At 71.2% G+C, this 15,796-nt stretch carries 14 protein-coding genes and 1 pseudogene; 6 read left to right on the top strand and 9 right to left on the bottom strand.

Going from position 1 to position 15,796, the window contains the following annotated elements:
- Positions 1 to 70: 70 nt before the first annotated feature.
- The gene (locus ABZ919_RS18820) at positions 71 to 814 is read right to left on the bottom strand and encodes a DUF1990 domain-containing protein (protein WP_361248717.1); all 744 of its coding nucleotides are present in this window, start codon (positions 812 to 814) and stop codon (positions 71 to 73) included.
- 131 nt (positions 815 to 945) lie between these two features.
- Between ABZ919_RS18820 and ABZ919_RS18825 the strand changes: the two genes are divergently transcribed.
- Positions 946 to 1,158, top strand: coding sequence for a hypothetical protein (locus tag ABZ919_RS18825; RefSeq protein WP_361248720.1), 213 nt, complete (start codon positions 946 to 948; stop codon positions 1,156 to 1,158).
- Between the two features lie 6 nt (positions 1,159 to 1,164).
- On the top strand, positions 1,165 to 1,896 hold the full coding sequence (locus tag ABZ919_RS18830) for a DUF1990 family protein (RefSeq protein ID WP_361248723.1): 732 nt from the start codon (positions 1,165 to 1,167) through the stop codon (positions 1,894 to 1,896).
- 10 nt (positions 1,897 to 1,906) lie between these two features.
- On the opposite strand, the gene ABZ919_RS18835 is transcribed toward ABZ919_RS18830, so the two are convergent.
- Positions 1,907 to 2,257, bottom strand: a complete 351-nt coding sequence (locus tag ABZ919_RS18835; RefSeq protein WP_361248726.1) for a hypothetical protein — start codon at positions 2,255 to 2,257, stop codon at positions 1,907 to 1,909.
- A 541-nt stretch (positions 2,258 to 2,798) separates the two neighbouring features.
- Between ABZ919_RS18835 and ABZ919_RS18840 the strand changes: the two genes are divergently transcribed.
- Complete coding sequence (locus tag ABZ919_RS18840; protein ID WP_361248728.1) at positions 2,799 to 3,248, top strand: hypothetical protein; 450 nt, start codon at positions 2,799 to 2,801, stop codon at positions 3,246 to 3,248.
- 68 nt (positions 3,249 to 3,316) lie between these two features.
- On the opposite strand, the gene ABZ919_RS18845 is transcribed toward ABZ919_RS18840, so the two are convergent.
- A complete protein-coding gene (locus ABZ919_RS18845) occupies positions 3,317 to 4,477 on the bottom strand; it encodes a helix-turn-helix domain-containing protein (protein ID WP_361248731.1) in 1,161 nt (386 codons plus the stop codon).
- 220 nt (positions 4,478 to 4,697) lie between these two features.
- On the opposite strand from ABZ919_RS18845, the gene ABZ919_RS18850 reads away from it, so the two are divergent.
- Both ABZ919_RS18850 and ABZ919_RS18855 read left to right on the top strand, forming a co-directional pair.
- Complete coding sequence (locus tag ABZ919_RS18850) at positions 4,698 to 5,333, top strand: carboxymuconolactone decarboxylase family protein (RefSeq protein ID WP_361248734.1); 636 nt, start codon at positions 4,698 to 4,700, stop codon at positions 5,331 to 5,333.
- A complete protein-coding gene (locus ABZ919_RS18855) occupies positions 5,326 to 6,135 on the top strand; it encodes an SDR family oxidoreductase (protein WP_361248736.1) in 810 nt (269 codons plus the stop codon). Before ABZ919_RS18850 ends, ABZ919_RS18855 begins: the two co-directional genes overlap by 8 nt.
- 142 nt (positions 6,136 to 6,277) lie before the next feature.
- Here ABZ919_RS18855 and ABZ919_RS18860 read toward each other — a convergent pair whose 3' ends face one another.
- Positions 6,278 to 7,198, bottom strand: a complete 921-nt coding sequence (locus ABZ919_RS18860) for an MBL fold metallo-hydrolase (RefSeq protein WP_361248738.1) — start codon at positions 7,196 to 7,198, stop codon at positions 6,278 to 6,280.
- A 486-nt stretch (positions 7,199 to 7,684) separates the two neighbouring features.
- Here ABZ919_RS18860 and ABZ919_RS18865 point away from each other — a divergent pair, with 486 nt between their 5' ends.
- Positions 7,685 to 9,850 carry a SpoIIE family protein phosphatase gene (locus ABZ919_RS18865; protein ID WP_361248740.1) on the top strand — a complete coding sequence of 722 codons (2,166 nt, stop codon included), beginning with the start codon at positions 7,685 to 7,687 and terminating at the stop codon, positions 9,848 to 9,850.
- A gap of 228 nt (positions 9,851 to 10,078) precedes the next feature.
- On the opposite strand, the gene ABZ919_RS18870 is transcribed toward ABZ919_RS18865, so the two are convergent.
- The 5 genes and pseudogenes from ABZ919_RS18870 to ABZ919_RS18890 form a co-directional block, all read right to left on the bottom strand.
- On the bottom strand, positions 10,079 to 11,263 hold the full coding sequence (locus ABZ919_RS18870) for a type III polyketide synthase (protein WP_361248742.1): 1,185 nt from the start codon (positions 11,261 to 11,263) through the stop codon (positions 10,079 to 10,081).
- 781 nt (positions 11,264 to 12,044) lie between these two features.
- Positions 12,045 to 13,769, bottom strand: a complete 1,725-nt coding sequence (locus ABZ919_RS18875; protein ID WP_361248744.1) for an acyl-CoA dehydrogenase family protein — start codon at positions 13,767 to 13,769, stop codon at positions 12,045 to 12,047.
- A gap of 94 nt (positions 13,770 to 13,863) precedes the next feature.
- A complete protein-coding gene (locus ABZ919_RS18880) occupies positions 13,864 to 14,436 on the bottom strand; it encodes a PadR family transcriptional regulator (protein WP_361248745.1) in 573 nt (190 codons plus the stop codon).
- Between the two features lie 172 nt (positions 14,437 to 14,608).
- On the bottom strand, positions 14,609 to 15,232 hold the full coding sequence (locus tag ABZ919_RS18885; RefSeq protein ID WP_361248747.1) for a hypothetical protein: 624 nt from the start codon (positions 15,230 to 15,232) through the stop codon (positions 14,609 to 14,611).
- Positions 15,233 to 15,448: 216 nt separating this feature from the next.
- Positions 15,449 to 15,796: pseudogene (locus ABZ919_RS18890) on the bottom strand (LysR family transcriptional regulator); the annotation flags it as partial.

The raw sequence follows: 15,796 nt of genomic DNA on the forward strand, positions 1-15,796 counted from the left end.
GGTCCCCTCTGTCGTCTTCTCTGTGGCGCCGCCCTCTGCGGTTCCCTCTCTCCGGCGGCTCGCGCTCGGCTCACGGAGCTCTCCCGCCGGGCGGCGCCTCCGCGACCCACGCCGCGGAAGCCCATGTCGTGCGTCGCGCGGCCCTCCCAGGGGGATCGAGCCGGCGCGTGGCGACGTGCACTCCGTCCGTCAGCCGGCCACCCGATGCCGTGACGGCGGACAGGCAGAACCGGACCCACATGTTGAGCTGAATCTCCTTCGCCAGACGCAGGTGCGAGTACAGAAGGTGCACCATGCGGCTGCCCGGCCGGGCCCACAGCTCGATCTCGAACACGAGCAGGTCACCGTCCTCGTGCGCACGGAACTGCACCTGACCGGCCTCCATGTGGCCGCGCAGGGTCACCAGACGCAGGGTCTCGGCGTCGCGGTGGACGACTCTGACGGGTCCGTTCCAGGGACCCGGCATGTCCACCACCAGCTCGTCCCCGGCGTCCAGACCATGGGCGCGGAGTTCACCGGCGCGGATGTCGACGACCTCCGTGGGGACGAAGCTCTTGAAATCGCGGCAGACCCGTTCGATGAGCCGGCCGGCGTCGATGTCGGCCTCGGCGATGCGCACCCGGAAGAGGCGGTGGAACAAGGGGCCGCAGCCGTCCTCGGCCCGTTGCACCCGGGCGTCGACCGTTTCGGGGGGCAGGCGCGGCGGGCGGTCCCGCTCGTCGCCCCGGCACTCGCCGCCCCGGTGGAGGGGAGTCGTTTCCCAGAGATAGCGCCAGGTGACCAGCACCGTGCCCAGGAGCCACCGCGCGAGCACGGTGTGTACCCGAGGACCGTGTCGTCGCGACATGCCCACCCTTCCCGAACCGTCACGATTGCCTATTAGTGTGTGAATACTTGCACATCGGACATGACACAGTCTCACCAGCGGACGACCCGGAGGCGCGCATGGTGGTCCAGCTCCTGCACCGAGCCGGCGCGCGCCCGGCACACCTGCACTCAGCCTCACTCGCCGCGATCGGCCTGTGCCTGACGTTGTGGGTGCGCGCGAAGGCCGTCGACCAGGAGCAGCGGGGGAACGCCGAGCGGCGCGCACTCTTCGTGGGCCTGTGGCCGCCGATGCTGTGGCTCATCGGCGAGTCACTTCGGGAACCGAAGTGATCGCCATTGGGTGACCTGGTCTTCGGACGGCTCGACGCCGCGCGACTGTGGCAGGGGCTCGCAGCCGCACGCGTCAACTACTCCGTGGAGGAGGTGCGCCGGCCGGCCTGGAACATCGACGCCTACCGCACCGCACTGCCGCCCGAGCGACCGGGCCCCCCGGAACCGGGGGGATGTTTCGAGCACGCCTGCCGCCTGGTCCGGGACTACGAGTTCTCGCCGCCGGAGATCGTCCGAGCGCTCTACGATCCGGACGCGCCACTGCTCGGGCGTGACATGCTGCTCGAAGCCCGCTTCCACGGCATGCACTTCTACTGCGGCGTACGCGTCACCGAAGTGGTGGACGAGGCCCGTGACGCCGCGGACCGCGTCTGGGGATGGGCCTACGAGACCTTGGAGGGCCATCTGGAACGGGGCAAGGTCACGTACGAAGTCGTGAAACACCAGGAGACGGGCCAGGTGGAGTTCCTGGTCTCATGCCATTCGCAAGGCGCACCCACTTTGGATCGGATCACCGTCCTCGGCTGGCGCCTGTTCGGCCGCCGCACCCAGTTGCGGTTCTACCGCAGGTGCAGCGAGCGAATGCAGCGTTTCGTCGGCAGCGCGCTGCGCGGTGAGCACTGCCCGTCCGGCCCTCCGCAGCGGGTCGGGCATCTGGTGTGCGCGCCCTCCGACGCCAAGGTGCGTCGTCTGGACGCGCTGGCGATCCACCGGGTCGCCCCGGCTGCCGCAGGCTGACCCTCGAGCTCTACGAGCAGTGCGGGCACGGAGCGCGTCGAGCCGGATCGTCGAGGGCGAGGACACCCTCGACGATCCGGGCCTCACGGGCGTACTCACTGAGCCTCTCGAGCCGCTCGATGAGGCCGTACCCCTCACAGAGCACCGCTTCGTGCCCGCCGTAGGACTCCAGGTTCACGACCGCCGCATCCAGATGGCGGATCTCGGACAGCAACAGGGGGATGCCGCTCAGGCCCCGCGCGAGGGCGAGGCCGGCGCGTGGATAGAGCAGCGGCGGCAAGGCGGCGCCGCTGGCGTTGTGGATCGTGGCCGGATCGCTGCCGCTGTGCACTTCCAGGCAGGTACGCGCGTGCTGGATCACGTGAACGAGAACCTGGAACTCCGCCGGAGTGATCTCGACCGCGAGTAGGCCACCGGGTGCCAGGGGCTCGACGCTGGACGGTCCGTCGTCCGGGCGCGTCCGATCTCGACGACTCCGCCTCCACGGCACCACATCCGCCCCCCAGCACGTGCCTGATCGTCTCCCCGCCCACGACACGCCAGGGCGATGGGACAGTCCCCCCGACCCCAGCAAGGGCCTGCGGAAAACCGAGAGTAGCCGATAGAAGCGTCAACCTTTGCCGAGTGGAAACGACGTGCTGCGGGCATCGCCGACCCGGCCGGTCCGAGCGCCTTCCTCATCAGCGCGGGCGGACCGTCCGTCCACCTCCCAGGCGCAGGGGGGCAACTGTCGAGGGGCCACCCTCCTCACCGGCTGCCTCGTCACCCGGGTGGCCGACCGACGCCGCCCATTGTCCGCCGCCTGCCCCAGCTCACGGGCTTTTCGAACCCAGGTACGGAGCTGACGTGCCGCCAGGTGGGTAGGGGCGTGGACTCAACGGCATCGAGGAAGGGGAAAAGCCATGTCAGTGGATCCCGAACCTGCCGAAGCAGTGCCTGCGGCCAAGAGCGTCGCCGAATCACTGGTCGAGTTGTGCCGACGAGCACGTGAGGACGTCGCGCCCACGGTCTCGGACGAGCAGATTCGCGGCCTTCTCGCGCTGGACGGTGAGCCAACCAGCCCGGGCCGTATGGCTGTTCTCCTCGGCGTCAGCCCTTCGTCCGCGACGGGACTGCTCGGCCTGCTGGAGCGACGCGCATGGGTGCGCCGCCTCCCCTCCGGGGAGTTCTACGTCACCGGCGCGGGAAAGTGTGTGCTCGAAGCGATGCGTCAACGGCGTCGGCAACTCCTGGAACAGGCGCTGGTGACAGCCGCGCCCCAGGACCGCCTGGTCTTGCGCGACGCATTGCGTCAGCTCTACGGGACGGTGAGGCCCTTGGCCCGGGTGCCTCGCAGCCGCTCGCCGATCTGATCGGGCCGCTCACCCCTGCTCGACGGTCGGCTTGGCCGGGAAGCTGGGGCCCCGGTGGCAGGCGGCCCTCACGGAGGTGTCCCCAAGTCGCGTGCCGCCAGGGCCCAGCTGAGTTCCACCACGGTGTCCGGAGCGTCCAGGCTGGTGCCGGTCAGCTCCTCGAAACGGCGCAGACGGTAGCGGACGGTATTGACATGGACGTGTGCTCTGCGGGCGACCTCGCGGACGTGCCGTCCACTCGCCAGGTATTCCCGCACCGACTCCTCGATGAGCGCACCGAACTCCCCCTCCGCCTCCAGCGGGCGCAGATAGCGGTCGAGCAGCACCTCGGCGAGTTCCGGTTCGGCGACGACCGCCACCCGCCACGACAGGTCGCTCAGGTCGTACACACCGCGCAGACCGTACGCACGGGCGGCCTCCAGCATCCGGCCGGCGGCACGGAAGGAGCGGTGCACCACGGCCAGGCCCGTCGGCGGCCCGAGCCCCGCCGTCACCTCCAGGTCACCGCTCTCCGGCCTGGCCTCGACGACCCCGGCCACAGCGTCGTCCAGCACGGTGAGCAGCGCTCCCCGGCCGTTCCTGCGGCCGTGGGAATCCAGGAGGCGTTCCAGCGCGTCCGGACGGACGTCGCCGCCCGGGACGGCTTTGATGGCCCGGTACCGCCGCGCGGGGTCCAGTCCGTAGAGCGCCGCACCACTGTGGATCTCCACCGCGCTCAGCGTCCCGTGGAGCAGTCCGCGCAGGAAGTCGGCGCGACGACGGGCGTCGAACAGGGCGGAGGCGATCTCCGCCTGCCGGTGGACCGCGGCGATCTGCACGCTCGCGACGTCCGCGAGCTCCCACAGACACCTGGTGCGGTCGACGACGAGGCCGGGGTCCAGCCCCTGTTCGGTCCCCTCGGCGAGGAACAGGTCCCGTATCGCGCTCAGCGCCCGGCGGAAGGCGCGGAGCCCGTCGCCGAGCGGCACGCCCCGGGCGACCCGGTCCCAGGCCACGTCGGCTTCGCCGAAGTCCTCCGGCGCGGGCACCGTCCCTTCTCGCACCACCGACAGTGCCCGCTGGAAGTGCCGGTGCCAGATCCGGTCCAGTAGTTCCCGCGGGACAGCGCGGTAGGACGGGACGTGGTCCGTAAGCTCCGCGTACAACCGCCCGCCCAGGCGCGTCTGCTGCGCGGTCATCGCGGCGATGACGCGTTCGAGGGGCACCGCCGCGCACGACTGTCCGGGCATGGACCGCGCCCCCTCCCCTCGCCCACCGCTCGTTGTGCACCTGAACAATATGCCGGCCTCCGCCCTTGGCCGGGGATCCGTCGACAACGCCCCACCGCCGACAGCACAGTGGCACGGCGGCGGAACGAGCACGTCGGCAGCGCACGGCAAGGCACCGATCGACCGTGCTCAGTCCCGCCCGCGTGCCATCGACCGCCCTGACGAACCGTGCGGAGCCACCATGACCGACGAGCACCATCACCGCCCCGACCGCCCCGCCACCGGCCCGCGCCTCGCGCCACTGCCCGAGGACCGCTGGGACCGGTCCACCCGGGAGCTGCTCGCCCCCGTCCCCCGGGACGCCGACGGTCACCCCGCCAACGTCTTCACCACCTTGGTGCGGCACCCCGGCCTCTTCAGGCACTTCCTGCCGTTCGGCAGCCACCTGCTGCGCGACGGCCGCCTTCCGGACCGGACCCGGGAACTGCTGATCCTGCGCACCGCCTACAACACCCGGGCCGGTTACGAATGGGGGCGCCATGTACCGCTGGCCAGGGCCGCCGGGGTCACCGACGAGGAGATCCGGCGGGTCGGCGCGGACCCGGACGCGGGAGGGTGGACGCCGGACGATGCCCGACTGCTGCGTGCCGCCGACGAACTGCACCGGGACGCACGTCTGTCCGCGGCGACCTGGTCCGCACTCTCCGCCGACCACGACGAGGCACAGCTCATCGAAATCACCATGCTCGTCGGCCAGTACCACATGGTCGCGTTCTTCCTGAACTCCGTCGGCACCCCGCTCGAGCCCGGCTACGCAACGGAAACGCTGCCCGGGGCGGACCCGGGCTCAGCGGAAGGGACACACACCGATGTCTGAGCCCCGGAACGGCGCGACCCACCCGATCGGCCTTCTGACCGGCCGTAACGTACTGGTCATCGGGGCGGGTACCCGCCCCGGTGACGATGCGAGGGCCCCGGTGGGCAACGGACGGGCGGTGGCCGTGCTCGCCGCCCGCGAAGGAGCCTCCGTGGCCTGCGCCGACGTCTCCCCCTCCGCCGCGGCGGCCACCGCCGCCCTGGTCGGCGAGGAAGGCGGTCGTGGCCTGCCTGTGGTCGGTGACGCGACGGATCCCGAACAGTCCTCGGCCATGGTCGCCGAGACTCTCCGCGGACTCGGCGCGCTCGACGCGCTGGTGGTCAACGTGGGCATCGGTCTCGGCACGGGGCTGGCGGACACCTCACCGCAGCAGTGGGAACGCGTGCTCTCGCTCAATCTGGGCGCTCCCTTTCTCGCCGCCAAGTACGGTCTGCCCGCGATCGCCGACGGAGGCTCGATCGTCTTCGTCGGTTCCGTGGCGGGGCTGCGCGCCGCCACCGACTCGCCCGCCTACGACAGTTCCAAGGCGGGCCTGTTCGGACTCACCCGGCATGTCGCCAAGGAGGGTGCGCCCCGCGGGATCCGCGCCAACCTGGTCGTCCCGGGCCTGATCGACACCCCGATGGGCCGTGAGGCGTCGGCCCGGCGGGCGTCGCGTTCCACCTCGTTCGCCCGCATACCGCTCGGGCGCCAGGGCACCGCCTGGGAGGTGGCCGAAGCCGTCACCTTTCTGCTCTCCGACCGCGCCTCCTACATCACCGGGCAGAGTCTGGTGGTGGACGGGGGGTTGAACGCCGTCTGAGCACGTGGCGCCCGTCGGCTCCGCCGGGCGGGGCGGGGTGCGGGGGCAGCGGCCGGGGGCCGCCCCCGCAGGGTCACTTCGTGAGCGCGGGCCGAAAGCCCGGACTGCCGGGCGTCCCGCGCGCACGCGCCGGCGCGCGCCGTCACGGCAGGTCGGCGAGAGGGGCGCTCGGTTGCCAGGTGACGGGGAGGACGACGTCGACACCGTCGCGGCGGGCCAGGGGCAACAGCCGGCGCATCGTGGCGTCCATGTCGTCCAGGAAACGGGGCATGGGCCTCAGAGGCCGGTGCAGACCGAGGAAGAAGTCGTCCCAGTGCACGAGGACCACCCGGCGGGCCCCCGTCGCGACCACGACCTCGTCCCAGTACGCATGCAGGAACTCGGTCGACTGCTTGCCCAGATTGCCGATGCCGAGATAGACGGCGTCGGCGGGCCGGCCCCGCAGGGTGCCGGGGCGGAAGTTGGCGCTGGCGTGCAGCAGGATGCGGCCCCTCGGGTGGGTGACGAGCACGCTGTAGGCGATGCCGGTCTTCCATGCGCCGGCGCGGGCCGGTGGCACAAGGGGCTGGTCGACGGTGCCGGGACAGCGGTCACCGGGGCTGTGCACGGAGTCCAGGAAGGTGAGGTCGAAACGGCCGTAGGAGACGGTCTCCCCGTCCGCGACCACCCGCAGGGACGACTCCGGCACTCCCAGGCCGCGGCCGATGTTCGCGGTCGAGGGCGATCCGACCAGCTCCGCCCCGGTCTCCAGGGCCCACACCGGCGCGTCGAGGGCGTGATCGTAATGGGAGTGCGCGCAGATCACCGCGGCCAGACTCCTCACCCGTAGTCGGTCGATCGTGGCGCGCACAAGGGAGCGGTCGGGCGCGATCCTGCCCAGGGCGACGCGAAGCATCCCCGGCCGGGTGACGAACCCGTCGCTGAGCACGGAGGTCTCCCCGTCCGTCAGCAGAACGGAGCTGGTGCCGAGGAAATGGGCGACCACACCGTGGTCGCCCATCATCGGGCGCTGTGCGTAGGGCAGCCAGGGGAGCAGGCTCGGACGGCCGAGAGGCGTTCTCATGCCGGCATCCTCGCCTGTCGAGCGGCTCCGGCCGACCACTGCCTTTTCGTCTCTCCGGGTCGGGTCGCCCCGGTCCGGCGGCGCAGGGATGCAGTCGCGGTGTTCGTCGAACTGGTGGTCCCTGGTGAGCTGAGCCGCCGGTCGGCGGGCTCGGGGAACCCCTCTTGATCACCTTGGCCGGACCGTCCTCGCGTGGCGCCGCGCGCAGGGTGATCCGGCGCGGTGGTCCGCCGGGGGTCGTCGCATCCGGCGGTCGTCGCATCCGGCGTCGTCGCATCCGGCGGGCAGCGGCCTCCGGGGAGGTGCGGCACGGCCCCCCCGGCCGCGGTGTTCCCTCACTGTCCGCGTTCGCCGCGCGATCCTCTGGTGTGGGCGAAGCGACCCCCGGTGTTATTCAATGAGGTGTGCGTCAGGGGATCTCGGGGCCCCGTCGCACGGGTCCGAGTACGGCCTCGGCGCTGCGCCGGGGATTGCTGAGAGAGCCGCATGGACTCCACACCCTCCCCCTCGTCCTCCTCGCCGTTCGACCTGGTCAGCAGTGCCCTGGGGCGCTACATCCCGCGCGGCGGAGCGGCAGCGGCCGCCGGTCCTGCCGACGCGCAGGGCGACCGCACCGCCCCCCGTCGCGTACCCGACAACCCGGCAGTCGGCCGTCAGGAGCAGATTCTCGGCGCGCTCAACCTGGACAGGGATCTGAGGATCACCCGCTGCAATCTGGACGCCCCCGTATTCGCGGGTCTGGACGCCGTGGCCGGGAGTCCCTTCGTCGATCTGCTGCCCCCCAGGGACGTACCGACGGTCACACGGCGGTTGCGGCAGGTCCTGGACACCGGTGAGGCGCACGTCGCCCGGATCCAGCGCCTGCGGCGCGGCGACGGGTCGGAGCTGGTGGTCTCGCTGAGCATCCTGCCCGCCGCCGTGCCTCAGGAGGGCCTGACCGTCTCCGTGATCGCCATGGCCAGGAGGCTGCACCTGTACGCCGCCGAGACCGCGATCGGCACCTCGCTGGACATCGGCGAGACCGCGCAGTCGCTGGCGGAGTCCCTGCGAGCCTGGGGAGACGTGGCCGCCGTCGATCTCGACTTCGCCGTGTGGACGGGCGAGGGAGTCACCGGGCAGGCCCAGGGGCGCATCCGGCTACGGCGGGCGGCCCTGGTCCCGGACCGGGCGTGGCCCGATGGCTACGTGACTCCGGGCGACGATCTTCCCGGCGACGCGAGTCGCCTGCTGGCCCAGGCGGTACGGCGGGACGACGCCGCCCCGCAGGCCATCGTCATACCCGACCGCGAGGCGGTCGAGCGGGTACTCGGCAGTCCGCGAGTGATGCGGGCCCTGGTGCCCGGCGACCGGTCGGCGGGTGTGGCGTGCATACCGCTGGTCCTGGAGGGCGCGCCGCCCGTCGTGCTGGGCGTGGCGGAGGTCTGGCGGCGGGCGGACTGCCCCTTCCGTGACAGTGAGCTGTTCGACCTGCAGGAACTGGTTGCCAGGACCGCCCACCACATCGACCTGGCGCGTCAGCACCAGCGCGAGCACACGCAGGTGCTCGCGTTGCAGCGCCGGCTGCTGCCCCGGACGGGCGGCGACACCGTCGAGATCGCCAGCGTCTACCATCCCGCCACGCCCGACAGCGCGGGCGTCGGCGGCGACTGGGTGAACAGCTTTCCGCTGCCGGACGGCCGTACCGCGCTGGTGGTCGGTGACGTCGTCGGGCACGGCCTGGGAGCCGCGGCAACCATGGGCCAGCTGAGCATGGAGGCCCGCGCGCTGCTGTCCGCGGGGCTCGCGCCCGACGAGGTACTGGAGCACCTGGACGAGACCGTGACGCTGCTGGACGACGCCGAGTCCGGACTGACGGCCGGCTACAGCGCCCTCGGATCCACCTGCTGCATCGCCCTCTACGACCCGGTCAGCCATCACGTGGCGCTGTCCAGTGCCGGCCACCTCCCCCCGGTCCTGGTCTACCCGGACGGGCACGCGGGACCGCTCATGGTCCGCCCTCATCCCGGGCTCGGCGCCGAGTTCGCGCTGCGGGAACCGTTCGACGTGCACACGTTCGACGCGCCCCCGGGCTCCCTGCTCGCCCTCTACACCGACGGCCTGGTGGAGGATCCCGCCGTGTCGATCGACGAGGGCATCGGCAGGCTGGCGGACGCCGTGTCCACGGTGCACCCCTGGGACTCCCTCCAGCAGGCCGCACGACACGTCGTCTCCGCGCTGGCACCCGTGCGCCAGCGCGACGACGTGACCCTGCTGCTCGCGCGGATGATCGGCTACCGCAAGGGGGACACCGCGACCTGGCGGCTGCCCGCCCGTGACGACGCCCCCGCCCGTGCCCGCGCCCAGGTCTGCGCGCTGCTGCGGCAATGGCGCACCCGGGACGGCACCCGGGACACCGTGCTGCTGCTGGTCAGCGAGCTGGTCACGAACGCGGTGCGCTTCGCCACCGGTCCCATCACGGTACGGCTGATCAGGGCCGGTCACGGTCTGCTGTGCGAGGTGGGCGACACCGGCAACGGCAGGCCGCGTCTGGGCCCGGGTGGCCTCCTCGACGACGGCGGTCGCGGCCTGCAGATCGTGCACCGGCTCACCACCCGGTGGGGGGTGCGGTGGACGGACACCGGCAAGGTGGTCTGGGCGGAAGTCGCGAGGTGACGCGGCTGTCGGCGGGAGCGCAGCCGGTGTGTGGGAGCGCGGCGGGGGTACGGGCGGCGTACCCGTCACCCGTCACCCGTCACCCGTCACCCGTCACCCGTCACCCGTCACTCGGCGCCATTGACGCCCGGGGACGCCAGGGACGCCAGGGACGCTGCCCTCAGCGGTGCCGGTGGCGTCATCGGGGATGCGGTCGGCCGGTGCTGATGGGGGTGGCGGGGGTTCGCCCTAGAGCCACTCCCCTTCCAGGGCGGTGGCGGTGAGGCCCGGTGCCGCCGCGTAGAGGACGGCGCGGCTGCCCGGCTTCTGCCCGGCGTCGTGTGCCCGCCGCATGATGTCGAACACGGCGGCGCCTCCGCGGTTGCCGCTGGTGTAGCTGTCCCGGCTGTAGTCCAGCAGCCCTGACGGCCACGCGTCGGGCATCGTCTGCTCCATGTACTCCAGGACCCGGGTCCCGCCGGGGTGCGCGAGCAGCACGTCGGGATGCCAGGAGTCGGGGTCGTCCTGGTAACGGACGCGCAGCCAGTCCCACATCGCGGTGACCGTCTCCTGTACGGCCCGCGGGCCGCGCCGGTCCATCACGAAGTGGGTGCCGTCGGCCCGCGTGTCCAGGCGGTGCAGGTCCTGGGTGCCGGGCAGGGTGTGGTGCCAGGCGGAGTCCAGCCGCAGCACCGACTCGCGCCGCGGGCGGCCCGTGACCACCGCGGCGACCGCGGTGTCGGCGAACAGCAACCGGACGATCAGGGACTCGAGGGTGTCGTCCGCGGGCTGATAGGTCGTGCTCAGCGCCTCCGCGATCACGACCAGGACCACCCGGTCGGGGTCCGCGGCCACGAGATCCGCCGCCAGCGCCAGGGAGCGGGTCCCCGCGATACAGGCCCACTGCGTGGCCGGCAGCAGCATCGCGTCGTTGCGGAGCGCAAGCTTGTTGGCCAGGGCGATGTCCAGACCCGGCAGCGCCGGGGTGGTGGAGTTACTGGTGATCAGGCAGTCGATGTCCATGGCGTCCAGCCCGGCGATCTGCAGGGCTCCGCGCGCCGCACGCTCCCCGTAGGACTGCACGGCCTCCCAGGCCGGCGCGGTGCGCTCCTGGACGGTCTGCGGCGTGGGTATCGCCTCAAGTGCGGCGATCACACGGTCCACGTCCTGCTGACTGAACCCGTCGCGTGCCAGCGCCTCTTGGGCCGGCCCGATGCCGACAGAGCGCAGGCCACCGCCGTTGCCGGGCGCGACGGCGGTCTCCAGCGGCAGCATCCACCCGCGGGTCTCGATGCCCGTGCTCGCCGCGATGCCGTCGATCCGCGGCGCCCACGCGGCGTGCGGATGCCGGTCGCGCACCTCCGCCACGATCTGGCTGGTCTCCACGGCGTGCTCGCCGTGTATCACGGCAGGAGGGCAGAGGTAAGCGGACATGATGGGGCGCCTTTCCGAGGGGACAAGCGGAAATGTCACGAGTGCTGTGTCATGGGTCACTTTGGGAGATAGCACCCAAGAACATGCCGATCGGCTCCACTTCGGGAGTCGGTAGCCGTTTCGAGCATGGACGCTAAATGGACATTTCCGCTGTGATGCAGACAACTTGCACAGCCCTTGGCGTGCGTGACTCGGCACACACCGCTGAAACAGGGCCCCTCAGAGCGGATTCGCAGGTCTCACCTGACTGACCTTCAGGCAGGAGGCTGCCTGGTCACTGAAAGAGAAGAGATGCGCCGTGATCGGCAAGCCGTCCGACGGACGGGCGACGCTCATCGGCCGGGGCGGCGCGGCACGGCACGCACACCAGCCCGGGCCGCGCTCGCGCCGCGGCGAACTCGATGCCTTGGGTGACGCCGCACAGGGCGAGCCGGTCACGTGACCGGGGGGCGGCTGCATACGGACACCGCGATCCAGGGCGAGCCGCGGCGGATCCCTGCCCGGGCGCTTGTGTCATCCGGGGGAAGACTCCCTCCCGGCGGCCTCGCCGGGTCACCGCCTTCGCGTGCCCGGGCGGCCCAGGCGTCCGCCTCACCGGGCCACGCCCCGCATACGGGTTGCCCCTGTGGCCTGCCGGGAATGGACGCCGATGGCCTGCGGGAATGGACACGGAGTCGAAGCCCTACGGACCGGTGGCAGGCCCGACGGACCGGTGGCCGTGCCCGACCGATCGGTGGCCGTGCCCGCGTGACCCGGCCACCGGTGGTGCGCAGAGACGCGCCTACGGAGCCATCTCGTACGCTCCGGACAGCGCCTCGACCCGCTGCCAGACCCGCTCCGCACGTGCGTCGTCGACGACCGGCCGCCGGATCGAACCCAGCGCCCAGTCCTGCTGCTGTCCGGTCGCCGAGTCCTTGCCGTGCAGTTCGACGGCGTGCGCGGAGAAGTCCCGTACGAGGACGGCGAAGAGTTCGTCGAGCACGTCCTCGTCGAGTCCGGTCAGGGCAGCCTGTTCCAGGACGAGCTGACCGTGCACGACGAGGGCGAAGAGCTGACCGACCGCGAGGACGAGGTCGAGGTCGCGGCTCTGCTCCGCGTCGGGGGCGGCCGTGGCGACGAAATCGCAGAGCGCATCGGCCTGTTCGCGGAAGCGGGCCACGTTGGACAGGTGCGCGTACGCGTCGAAGGCGGGCCGCCAGTCGTGGAATCGCACCGAGCCGAGGCCGCGGGCCGGGCCCTGCCGGAACAGGAAGTCGTCGTCGGCCGGGTCGAGGCGGGTCGGCACGGCGGGGTAGTCGACCGGGTCGAGGAGGTGGCTGCGCATGAACTTCAGGATCAGCGCCAGGTTGACGTGGACCGTGCCCTCCAGCTTCGGCAGACCACGGATCTCCACGGCCGCCTGGCCGAAGTAGTTGTCCTTCTCGAAGCCCTTGGCAGCGATCACGTCCCACATCAGATCGATGACCTTCTCGCCCTCCGTGGTCACCTTCATCTTCGTCATCGGGTTGAAGAGCAGGTAGCGGCGGTCGTCCGGGCCGGCGGAGCGGAAGTAGTCGACGGCGCGGTCGCTGAACAGCTTCATCCCGACGAGCCTGACGTACGCGTCGGTCAGCTCGCGCCGCACATGCGGGAAGGCGGTGACGGGGCGGCCGTAGAGGACGCGGTTGTGGGCGTGGGTGACGGCCTCGTACATCGCGTGCTCGCAGATGCCGATCGAGGCGGTGCACAGGTTGAACTTGCCGACGTTGACGGTGTTGAGGGCGGCGTCGAAAGCGGCACGGCCGGTGTGCAGGACGTCCTCGGCCGCTACGGGGTAGTCCTCCAGGCGGAACTCGCTGACGAACTTGGAGGAGTCGACGACGTTCTGGACCAGGTGGTAGGCCGGGTGGCGGCTGTCAGCGGCGAAGAACACATAGCCGTCGGGCCCCTCGACGTCGGTGCGGCGGCCGAAGACGGAGACGAGTCCGGCGGCGTTGCCGTTGCCGATGTAGTACTTGGAGCCGGTGGCGCGGAAGCCGCCGTCGCCGTCGGGCTCGAGCAGCATGTCGGTGGAGTAGATGTCGGCGCCGTGGGTCTTCTCGGACAGGCCGAACGCGAACACCTCCCCCTGTGCGAGGAGTTCGGCGGCGCGGGCGCGGGCGGCGGCGTTGTCGCTCTGCCAGACCGGGCCGAGGCCCAGGATCGTGACCTGCCAGGCGTACCAGTAGTCGAGGCCGTAGAAGCCGAGTATCTCGTTGAGCGCGGCGATCCGGGCGGTGTCCCAGCGCTTGTCCGCTTCCCCCTCCCCCGCCGCGGACGAGGGCGTCAGGAAGGTGGCGAACAGGTTCTCCTTCGCCGCGAAGGAGAGGAAGTCGCCGAGCCATGCGCGGGTCCGGTAGTCCTCGATCAGCCGGCGCTTCCCGCGGTTCTCGAACCAGTCGACGGTGGCACGCAGCAGGCGGCGCGTCTCGGGATCGAAGTGCGCGGGGTCGTAGCTGCGCGGGTTGAACAAGGGCTGGTCAGCCATGGTGGGGCCGCCTTTCGGCTGGTGGACGGGTGGGAATCGGAACTCGGCGGCTGGACCGACGGTGTCGGAAGGCCTGCGGAGGGTGCGGCGGCGATCAGTGGCCCGGACCGAACCGGGCCAGCGTGGCGAGGACGTCGTCCAGCCAGTCGATCATCATCCGCTCGTACGCGATGCCACCGCGCAGGACGACGTGCTGGAGCTCCCGCTCCGCATCGAGCGGTGCCGGCGGACCGGCCGCGTTCGCCTCGGGCCCGGTGAAGTCCCGTGCCTCTCCTGCCAGATAGTGCGCCAGCCGGTCCCGGTGCGCCTGCCGGTGCCGCTCCACCTCGCGGATCAGGGCTGCCGGGTCGTCGAAGGCGGCGCCCCGGATTTTCACGGCCAGGTCGTGGCGGACGCTCTCCGGCTCGATCGGATCGTGCAACCAGGACGACAGGGCAGCCCGGCCGAGGTCGGCGACGCTGTATTCCTTCTTGTCCGGCCGGCCCTGCTGCGGGACGTCCCTGACGTCGACCCAACCGTCGTTCTCCATGCGTTTGAGCACGCGATAGATCTGTTGGTGGGTCGCGGTCCAGAAGTAGCCGATGGACCGCTCGAAACGCCGTGCCAGCTCATAGCCGGATCCCGGCTTCTCCAGAAGCGACACCAGAATCGCGTGTTCGAGCGCCATGACGCCGATCCTTCTATGCAACTCGTTGCATAGCAACCTCATCGGGCCCCGATGCGACGCGGCTCACGCTCCGGACGGCCCATGCGCCAGGCGCCGACCACCCTGCCATGACCGCGCCCGGCTGTCTCGCGGGCATACGGACCGCGAGGCAGCCGGGCGCTCGACCGGTGGGTCAGTCCCGGACGACGAACGTCTTGGCCCTACCGGCGCGGCTGGAGCAGGACCGCTTCTCCTCGGCGGTCATCTTCCTGGACTTGACGACCACCGCGTTGCTCCGGCCGTCCGTCCCGTTCGGGGCAGGCCCGACGACCACGTCGGGCACGAACCAGAAGTAGTGACCCCACTTCCGGTCGTCGTAATGGGTCTGCCAGGTACCGGAGACGGTCTGCATCACCTGCGCACGGGAGATCCAGCCGACTTCGCCGGGCTTCACCGTCATGTTGACGGAACTGGCCTCCGAGTGCGTGCTCGACCAGGTGTGGCTGTAGGTCGCCGTCACGCTGAGGTCGATGATGCCCGCTATCTTGCCGCCGGCGGTCACGGACACGCCCGCCGAGTCCGTGGAACCGACCGTGTCGGACCAGGTCATCGACTGGGTCGCAGACGAGGTGCTGCAGTTGTACAGCGAGTCGGAGACCCGGTGGAAGTCTCCGAGATACGCCTGCCCCAACTGCGGGTCGTTGAAGGTGCACTTCCCTGCGCCCGAGTCACAGTCGGCCATGAGCTGTGCCCGGGTGGGCTGGTCATCGGCCGAGGCCGGAACGGCTGTCGCCGCGACGGTACCCAGGGCAGCCACTGAGAGCGCCAGTATCCGTCGGCCGTAGCGCATCCTGCGGTTGTTCGCCATACATGTGCCTTTCGCCGTGCATGAGGGGGGTCGGTGATCGCAGGAAGAGCGACTGAGGTCAGCGCGATCACCGCCTGTCGCGATCCGAAGGACGCGACAACGGACTTGTTTACACGACGAGTTGGTGAAATCCCAGCCGTGGGAGACTGAGCCTCCCGCCCCCCGTCAGGCCGGGATCGCGTGCGGATCGTCGGCGGGCAGCCAGGCGTCCGGGGCATGGATCCCGAGGTCACCGACGCCCTCGCACAGGGCGTCGACGGCGGCAAGGACTCCGGCGCGGTCCTCGCTCTCGCGCCGGACCAGGGACCAGGTCCAGTAGACCTTCGGCGCGACGATCTCGCGGCGGACCAGGTCGGGCGGCAGCGGCGCGGTCTGCCCCTTGGGCGAGTTGAGGACGGGGCGGGTGCAGCGGCGGACGTGGTCGAAGTAGGCCGGGCCGGTGACGGCACCGTCGCAGATGCGCACCGCACGGGCTCCGGTGACCCGCGTCAGCTCCTCGGCGTACACGTTCCA

It is taken from the genome of Streptomyces sp. NPDC046759 (assembly GCF_040645475.1).
Classification (GTDB): domain Bacteria; phylum Actinomycetota; class Actinomycetes; order Streptomycetales; family Streptomycetaceae; genus Streptomyces.